The following is an 8,449-nucleotide window of genomic DNA, read 5'->3' as shown; positions in this document are numbered from 1 at the left end:
CTTATGAAGAAGACAATGAACTAAAAATGCGCTGTGAACTGGAGTTTAATATCCCTGTCGACGTTGATATTGATAATTTTAAAGTGAGCTTTGAAGATCTTTCTCGTAGTTTGAACGTAGATTATATCTTTAGACGCATTCGTTAAGGAGCACTGTATGAAGAAAATTAATCCTCTACAAGCAGGTGACACAGCCCCTGCTTTTAGTCTACAAAATCAAAACGATGAAACAATCGTGTTAGCCGATTTATTAAAAGAGCAGCAAGTACTGGTTTATTTTTATCCGAAAGCATCAACACCAGGTTGTACTGTACAAGCAGAGAACTTACGTGACGAAAAAGCTGAGCTTGCTAAATTTAACACCCGTATCGTTGGTATAAGTCCAGACCCGATCAAGCGTTTAAAAAACTTTGAAACCAAAAAAGAGCTGAACTTTGATTTATTAGCTGATGAAGATCATGCCATAGCAGATGCTTTTGGTATTTGGGGCTATAAGAAGTTTATGGGTAAAGAATACGAAGGAATTCATCGTATTAGCTTCCTTGTAGGTCAAGACGGTAAAATCAAACACGTGTTTGATAAGTTCAAAACCAAAGACCATCATCAGGTTGTTTTAGATTATCTCGCGCAAAACTAATTTTTAAACAAAAAGCGTTACTTTTGGTAACGCTTTTTGCTAAAAATACTATCTTCACGTACAAAAAACCCAGCAATCGAGCTGGGTTTGTAATTTTAAAGCAGCAAAACAGATTATTAATCCATGATGTCTTCAGGCATATCGCCACGAATTTGCTGCCAAATCTCACCTGTTTGATGACCATATTTACGCATCATCGAAATTGCACCATCATGTTCACGTCGCTCAGCAAGTTCTGTTAGGTCTTTATAGAACTGACGTGCTAATTCGCGTGTACGTGAGTCAGAGAAGTAGTGACAGCCAATTTTAGAGTAAAAACCTTTAAAGCCATTTAGTATCAACACGTAAATACGGTTATTACCAGCCACAGCAAGCTCATGGTGAACTTTGTAATCATAATCAGCAAATGCCTGAGCGCTGTCTTCTAGCTCTTCGCTCTGCGAAAGAATTTCAATTACACGCTCAGGTGCTAATTTAATAGCTGCACGCGTGTAAATAGCACTGATATTGGTTCGTGCCGAAAGAAGTTGATCGGTAAGCTCTGGCATTTTATCTTCATCAAGACGTGCGAGTGTCTCTAAGATATTAAGACCAGACGTCTCCCAGAAATTATTAACACGTGTTGGTTTACCGTGTTGGATCGTTAGCCAGCCATCACGCGCTAAACGCTGAAGTACTTCACGTAAGGTTGTACGTGTTACACCAATCAGCTCTGACAATTCACGTTCTGCCGGAAGAATCGATCCCGGCGGAAAGTCACCATTCCAAATAGATTCAACAATGTATTCTTCAGCAAAACCTGCTGGGCTTTTCGCTTTAAAAATTCTCATTCATTTTCCACTTGAGTTAGCAACTTTTATTATCGCAATGTGCGAACAACCCACTGATTGTACCAGATGATCCGCAACTAACAAGTAAACTAAGTCCGGTGTGCATAAAAATCTATTATTTATAGCTAAATAAAAGCCCTTTCGGCCCAATAATACACCAAAAGAATAATACTTTAAGTATAGTAAATATACCTAGTTAACAATTCAAATAAGCTCTAAGCTTAGTTAACTTGAAATAACAACAAGCACAAATAATAAGGTACAGCGATGCAGCAGCGGATTTTACCAGCGATCTTTAAAAATTTTTTGGGGACCTCGCCTCAATGGTATAAATACACCATTGTCGCCTTTTTACTAATAAACCCTATATTATTTCAACTTAACCCCTATCTTGCGGGTTGGGTTTTAGTGTTAGAGTTTATTTTTACTCTTGCTATGGCTTTAAAGTGTTACCCTCTTCAGCCTGGAGGCTTACTTGCCATTGAAGCCATGTTCATTGGGATGACGTCGGCTGGGCAAGTTGAGCATGAAATAGTACAAAATATTGATGTTATTTTGCTGCTTATCTTTATGGTGGCAGGTATTTACTTTATGAAAGACTTGCTTCTGTATATCTTCACAAAGCTTGTTGTTTCAGTGCGAAGTAAAACTGTATTGTCGCTGTCGTTCACGATTGCTGCAGCTTTTTTGTCTGCTTTCTTAGATGCGCTAACTGTTATGGCTGTTGTCATTGCTGTAGCGATGGGTTTTTACAGCATTTATCATAAAGTTGCTTCGGGAAAGGACTCGAGTAGTGAACATGATATTAATGATGATAATCAAGTACGCCCGGTCAATCGTCAAGAGCTTGAAGAATTCCGTGCTTTTCTCCGTAACTTATTAATGCATGCTTCTATAGGCACAGCTTTAGGAGGAGTGTGTACGATGGTAGGCGAACCACAAAACTTAATTATTGCTGAGCGAGCTGGCTGGCTATTCGGCGAGTTTTTCTTTCGCATGTTACCAATCACCCTGCCGGTTATGATTGCGGGTATATCCACAACTATTTTATTGGAAAAAACCAAAGCGTTTGGTTACGGTGCGAAACTGCCCGCCCCGATTCACACTATTTTATCTGATCATGCGAAGAAGCTTGAGAAAAAACGCACAACACGCGATAAGGTAAACCTAGCTATTCAAGCTGTTATTGCAGTTTGGCTTATCATTGGCCTTGCTTTACACCTTGCCACAGTTGGTCTAATTGGCTTGTCTGTAATTATTTTTGCTACAGCCAGTGCAGGAATTATAGAAGAGCATCAACTTGGCAAAGCCTTTGAAGAAGCATTGCCTTTTACTGCTTTGTTGTGCGTATTCTTTTCTATTGTTGCCGTCATCATTGACCAACATTTATTTACCCCCGTAATTGCTTGGGTTCTGACCTTTGAAGGCCAATTGCAACTTGTGATGTTTTTTATTGCCAACGGTATTCTGTCGATGGTCAGTGATAATGTGTTTGTGGGTACTGTTTATATAAATGAAGTTGCAGCTGCACTCGAAGCTGGTCAAATTACTCGTGACCAGTTTGATTTATTAGCTGTAGCAATTAATACCGGTACCAACCTTCCAAGTGTTGCCACACCAAATGGACAAGCTGCGTTCTTATTCTTACTTACTTCAACGTTAGCCCCTGTGTTGAGGCTATCTTATGGGCGCATGGTTTATATGGCGCTACCTTATACCATAGTGTTGACAGTTGTCGGTTTAAGCATGACCTTATTCAGCCTTTCTGATATGACTGATTTACTGTATCAATGGGGTTTAATTAATCACCACACAGGTGCGTTACCAGGCTCCTTAGGTGGCCATTAGGGCAATTATTGCCAACAACATATTTGAAACTAAAAAGCCCGCTTGATGCGGGCTTTTGTTTAATTAAACCAAATTATTAATCTAACACTTTCGCATCGTTTGCTTTATTAAGTAAGCTACGGCTTTGTGTTAAGAAATGTGCAGTTGCATCAGAGAAATATTCTTTTGCGTTAGCAAAGGCATTTATTAATGACTCTTTATCACCAGCTTTTAGCTTCTCAAGAGTGTCTGCAAAGGTGTCTTGATAACTCGCAAGTAACGGCTCTACATCATCAAATTGCGCCAGCATGATGTCAGAGTACAACTCTGGTGACTGGGCAAATAAACGCCCTACCATCATTAACTCTAACTGATAAATAGGTGAAGAGCAGCTACGTAGCTCTGCTAACGTATGGCTTTGTTTAGCTAAGAATTGTCCGTACACAAACGTTGTTAAGTGGCGCATTACTTGGATGATTTGCATCGCTTCATCATGCTTTTTGGCATCCATTTCAACTACTTGACAACCCCAGATCTGTAATTGTGCCATTAGCCCTTTTGCTACTTCATGATTTCGCCCTTCACACACTACGACCGTTTGTTTTACCCAGTGCGAAATATCTGGACCAAACATTGGGTGTAAACCTACCACAGGGCCGCTGTGAGCCGCCATGAGGGCTTTTAAAGGCTTTTGTTTAACTGAGGTAATATCAACTAATAAACAGTCATCATCGAGTGTTGGTAATGCAGCAACGACTTGCTCAAGTGCATTAATTGGCACACTTACAAGTACAAGTTTTGCACCGGCTAATATCGCTTCGCTGTCGGCTTGTTGCTCTTTATCTAAAATTCGTACATCGTATCCTGAGCGAATGAATTGTTGTGCAAACAATTGACCCATAGCACCTTGCCCACCGACAATCACAATAGGAGATAACTGAGGAGCTGAACAAGCCAAACTCCCTTGTTGATTTTGATATGCTTCACGCATCATACGACGCAGAATATCTTCAACTAACTCAGGGTTAACTCCTTGTGCAATCGCTTCTTGTCTTCGCGCTTCAAGTAAATCAGCTTCGCGATCCGGCGCATGCAAAGGGGCGCCAATTTGCTGCTTAATTGCACCAATTTTAGCCGTTATACTGTTTCTTTTTGCCAACAAGGAAACTAACTGCGCATCGCATTCGTCAATTCCTGTCCTTAATTCATCAAGCTCATTCACTGTTACCACGTTAATACACCTCAAACCCAAAAACGTACAAAAATATATACAAAAAAGTAAAGCTTTCAATACGAATTATAGTAACAGGATAAACAGCAAAGCACAAAGCCCTAACACTTCTACACGGCTTGAATCACAAGGGAATATTTAAATTAGAAAGAGATATTAAGAAGTGCTGACAACTAAATTTGAAAGTCGTAACTAGATATTTTTTGCTATAAAAACCAAAACGGGTTGCAACCTAAGGCTGCAACCCGTTTTATTTTGCGTTGTAAAACAGCGCGTATTAGTTAAGTTTTTCTCTAATACGTGCAGATTTACCAGAACGCTCACGTAGATAGTAAAGTTTCGCACGGCGAACAGCACCGCGACGTTTAACTGAGATACTATCGATAAGAGGGCTGTGCGTTTGGAATACACGCTCAACACCTTCACCGCTCGAAATTTTACGAACTGTGAATGCTGAGTGAAGACCACGATTACGCTTAGCGATTACAACACCTTCAAAGGCCTGTAGACGCTCTTTGTTACCTTCTTTTACACGTACCTGTACAACAACTGTATCACCAGCGCCGAATGCTGGTACGTCTGATTTAAGCTGCTCTTCTTCAAGCGCTTTAATAATATTTTGGTTTACTTTTGCCATTATATTTCTCACTTTCCTAGGTGTAACTGTCTTCTAGCCACAAGCTTGTTGGTACTCTTGCTGGAACTCAGCAAGAAGTGCCGCTTGCTCCTCAGTCAGAGCTAGGTTATGCAACAAGTCAGGACGACGTAGCCAAGTTCTGCCAAGTGATTGTTTTAAACGCCACTTTGCAATTTCTTGGTGGTTACCACTGAGTAATACAGCGGGAACCTGCTTATCATCCAATGTCTCTGGCCGTGTATAATGAGGACAATCAAGCAAGCCATCCGAAAATGAATCTTGCTCAGCTGACTGGTTATGCCCTAACACCCCTGGTACTAATCGTGCTACTGCATCAATTAGCGTCATAGCGGGTAGTTCACCACCACTTAATATAAAATCGCCTATTGACCATTCTTCGTCAACGTACGACTCTATAATTCGCTCGTCTATACCTTCATAGCGACCGGCAATTAGAATCAACTTATCTGAGTTGGCAAGCTCGCTTGCCCCTTGTTGATCTAATTTGCGCCCTTGCGGGGACATATAAATTACTTTTGCACCATCACCTGCCGCTTTTTTTGCGTCAAGAATGGCTTGTTTCAATGGTTCAACCATCATTAACATGCCTGGACCACCGCCATAAGGGCGATCATCCACGGTCCTATGCTTATCAGTTGCATAGTCACGTGGGTTCCAGCAATTAAAGTCGATTAGACCATTTTTAACTGCACGACCTGTAACCCCTTGGGTAGTTATCGCATCAAACATGTCCGGGAAAAGGCTAATCACCCCTACCCATAGTGAACTTGTTTGTGACATTAAAACCCTGGATCCCAGTCTACGGTAATTTCTCTTGCATCATGTTTAACTTCTTTAATAACAGAGTCTGTTAAAAAAGGAATTAAACGTTCTGCTTGGCCAAATGCATCTTTTTTGTTTGCTTTCACAACCAAAACATCATTTGACCCTGTCTCCATTAGGTCATCAACAGTGCCTAAGTCGTAGCCTTTATCGGTTACAACTGACATGCCAATGAGATCTCGCCAATAGAATTCACCTTGCGGTAATTCTGGAAGCTGCGCTGCATCCACGGAAATTTCTACATTGGTCAAAGCCATTGCTTCGTCTCTGTCGTTTACTTGCGCAACTTTAGCGATAAAGCCTTTGTTGTGGCGACGCCAGTCGACCACTTCTAAGGTCTGCCATTTACCTTGTTGCCCTATCAACCATGGGCTGAAATCGAAGATCCCTTCGGGATCATCAGTAAATGAATGCACCTTAAGCCAGCCCTTTATACCATACGGGGCACCGAGCTTTCCTACTGTAATATACGAGGTGTTCTCTTGACTCATGGTTACTCTTACGCCTATTAAGCCGCTTTACGAGCGTCTTTAACTAATTTAGCTACGCGATCTGAAAGAGATGCACCTTGACCTACCCAGTGTTCAACACGAGATAAATCTAAACGTACTTTTTCTTCCTGACCAGAAGCGATTGGGTTAAAGAAACCTACTTTCTCGATGAAGCGACCGTCACGCGAGAAACGGCTATCCGCAACCACAATTTGATAGAAAGGGCGTTTTTTAGCGCCACCACGTTGCAAACGAATAGTTACCATACCGTCCTCTACATTAGATTGACTGTTTTCATTAATAAGATTTACTCCCCAGTACGGGAAGCTGGGGAATTGTACGAGTTTTTTGCAACATTGCAAGTAAGAACTGCTGCAAAATGTAAGTTTAGTTGATTAAACACTGATCTGGGCTTTAAATCTTACACTCAGCTAACAACTACGCATAATTTATCTACAAAAAAAGGAGCTATATGCCCCTTTTTTGTACACGCTCAATGATAAGCTCAATTAAAATTTTGGACCGCCACCCATCATACCCGGTGGTAACATACCTTTCATACCGCGCATCATTTTCTTCATGCCGCCCTTGCCTTTCATCTTCTTCATCATTTTTTGCATTTGCGTAAATTGCTTAAGCAGTTTATTGATCTCTTGTACTTGGGTACCAGAACCAGCAGCAATACGTTTTTTACGAGAGCCTTTAATGATTTCAGGACGTGCACGCTCTTTTGGGGTCATTGAGTTAATGATCGCTTCCATTTGCACGAAAGTTTTATCGCCCATTTGACCTTTTACAGCATCTGGAAGGTTTTGCATACCCGGCAGCTTATCAAGCATCGACATCATGCCGCCCATGTTCTTCATCTGACGAAGTTGCTCTGCAAAGTCATCTAATGTGAAACCGTCACCTTTAAATACTTTCTCGGCAACTTTAGCAGCTTTCTCTTTATCTACTTTCATCTCGACTTCTTCGATTAATGAAAGTACATCACCCATACCTAGGATACGAGAAGCAATTCGGTCAGGGTGGAATGGTTCAAGTGCATCTGTACGCTCACCCACACCCATAAACTTAATTGGTTTACCGGTAATATGACGAATCGATAAGGCAGCACCACCACGAGCATCACCATCGGTCTTGGTTAAGATCACACCACTTAAAGGCAGTGCTTCATCAAATGCTTTTGCAGTATTTGCCGCATCTTGACCTGTCATCGCATCAACAACGAATAAGGTTTCAATTGGATTAATTGCACTATGAAGTGCTTTGATCTCGTCCATCATGTCGTTATCGACGTGTAAACGACCCGCGGTATCAACTAATACCACATCAATGAATTTCTTCTTCGCGTGCGAAATAGCGCTGTTGGCAATATCTACAGGCTTTTGTGAAATGTCACTTGGGAAGAACTCAACACCCACTTCATCAGCCAGTGTTTCAAGCTGTTTGATTGCTGCCGGACGATAAACGTCGGCACTCACAACTAATACAGATTTCTTTTTACGCTCTTTTAAGAATTTAGCTAGTTTACCAACACTGGTTGTTTTACCCGCACCTTGCAAACCTGCCATCATCACTACTGCTGGCGGCTGTGCATTAAGGCTAAGCTCTTCGTTGGCTTCGCCCATGGCTTTTTCAAGTTCTTCACGAACAATCTTAATAAAGACTTGGCCTGGGCTTAAGCTTTTCGTTACTTCAACACCAACGGCACGTTCTTTAACTTGCTTAACGAACTCACGAACAACAGGTAAGGCAACGTCCGCTTCCAAAAATGCCATGCGGACTTCGCGTAATGTATCTTTAATATTGTCTTCAGTTAGGCGTCCGCGGCCACTGATATTTTTTAAGGTTTTACCTAAGCGTTCTTGGAGATTCTCAAACATGTAAAGTTTCCGATAAAACGAGTTTCACCTAAATTGCTTGTAAAACGTACAGTTTATTCGGCAATAAA

General features: G+C 41.3%; 9 protein-coding genes and 1 pseudogene. 3 read left to right on the top strand and 7 right to left on the bottom strand.

Translation table 11 applies throughout. From position 1 onward, the window contains the following. Positions 1 to 146: pseudogene (locus L1264_RS18765) on the top strand (glycine cleavage system protein R); the annotation flags it as partial. Positions 147 to 156: 10 nt separating this feature from the next. Then, entirely contained in the window at positions 157 to 636 is a 480-nt protein-coding gene (gene bcp, locus L1264_RS18760; RefSeq protein WP_135925528.1) for a thioredoxin-dependent thiol peroxidase, read from the top strand. Positions 637 to 752: 116 nt separating this feature from the next. Here bcp and fadR read toward each other — a convergent pair whose 3' ends face one another. Continuing rightward, positions 753 to 1,466 carry a fatty acid metabolism transcriptional regulator FadR gene (gene fadR / locus L1264_RS18755; protein WP_054561887.1) on the bottom strand — a complete coding sequence of 238 codons (714 nt, stop codon included), beginning with the start codon at positions 1,464 to 1,466 and terminating at the stop codon, positions 753 to 755. Between the two features lie 267 nt (positions 1,467 to 1,733). Here fadR and nhaB point away from each other — a divergent pair, with 267 nt between their 5' ends. Then, positions 1,734 to 3,314, top strand: coding sequence for a sodium/proton antiporter NhaB (gene nhaB / locus L1264_RS18750; protein ID WP_135925530.1), 1,581 nt, complete (start codon positions 1,734 to 1,736; stop codon positions 3,312 to 3,314). A 76-nt stretch (positions 3,315 to 3,390) separates the two neighbouring features. On the opposite strand, the gene tyrA is transcribed toward nhaB, so the two are convergent. From tyrA to ffh, 6 genes are all read right to left on the bottom strand, one after another. Further along, positions 3,391 to 4,524: a bifunctional chorismate mutase/prephenate dehydrogenase gene (tyrA, locus tag L1264_RS18745; protein WP_138556842.1), complete on the bottom strand. Its 1,134-nt coding sequence runs from the start codon at positions 4,522 to 4,524 to the stop codon at positions 3,391 to 3,393. 277 nt (positions 4,525 to 4,801) lie between these two features. After that, positions 4,802 to 5,161, bottom strand: a complete 360-nt coding sequence (gene rplS, locus L1264_RS18740) for a 50S ribosomal protein L19 (RefSeq protein ID WP_130051062.1) — start codon at positions 5,159 to 5,161, stop codon at positions 4,802 to 4,804. A 33-nt stretch (positions 5,162 to 5,194) separates the two neighbouring features. Further along, entirely contained in the window at positions 5,195 to 5,962 is a 768-nt protein-coding gene (trmD, locus tag L1264_RS18735) for a tRNA (guanosine(37)-N1)-methyltransferase TrmD (RefSeq protein ID WP_135925535.1), read from the bottom strand. Further along, a complete protein-coding gene (rimM, locus tag L1264_RS18730) occupies positions 5,962 to 6,495 on the bottom strand; it encodes a ribosome maturation factor RimM (protein ID WP_135925538.1) in 534 nt (177 codons plus the stop codon). The genes trmD and rimM overlap by 1 nt, the downstream gene beginning before the upstream one ends. A gap of 17 nt (positions 6,496 to 6,512) precedes the next feature. After that, positions 6,513 to 6,761, bottom strand: coding sequence for a 30S ribosomal protein S16 (gene rpsP / locus L1264_RS18725; RefSeq protein ID WP_036967110.1), 249 nt, complete (start codon positions 6,759 to 6,761; stop codon positions 6,513 to 6,515). A 243-nt stretch (positions 6,762 to 7,004) separates the two neighbouring features. Then, positions 7,005 to 8,381 carry a signal recognition particle protein gene (gene ffh, locus L1264_RS18720; RefSeq protein ID WP_135925540.1) on the bottom strand — a complete coding sequence of 459 codons (1,377 nt, stop codon included), beginning with the start codon at positions 8,379 to 8,381 and terminating at the stop codon, positions 7,005 to 7,007. Positions 8,382 to 8,449 lie beyond the last annotated feature (68 nt).

Source organism: Pseudoalteromonas sp. APAL1, from assembly GCF_021532475.1.
Classification (GTDB): Bacteria; Pseudomonadota; Gammaproteobacteria; order Enterobacterales; family Alteromonadaceae; genus Pseudoalteromonas; species Pseudoalteromonas lipolytica_C.
The sequence above is the reverse complement of the archived record's forward strand: the minus strand, read 5'-3'. Positions and strand labels throughout refer to the sequence as shown.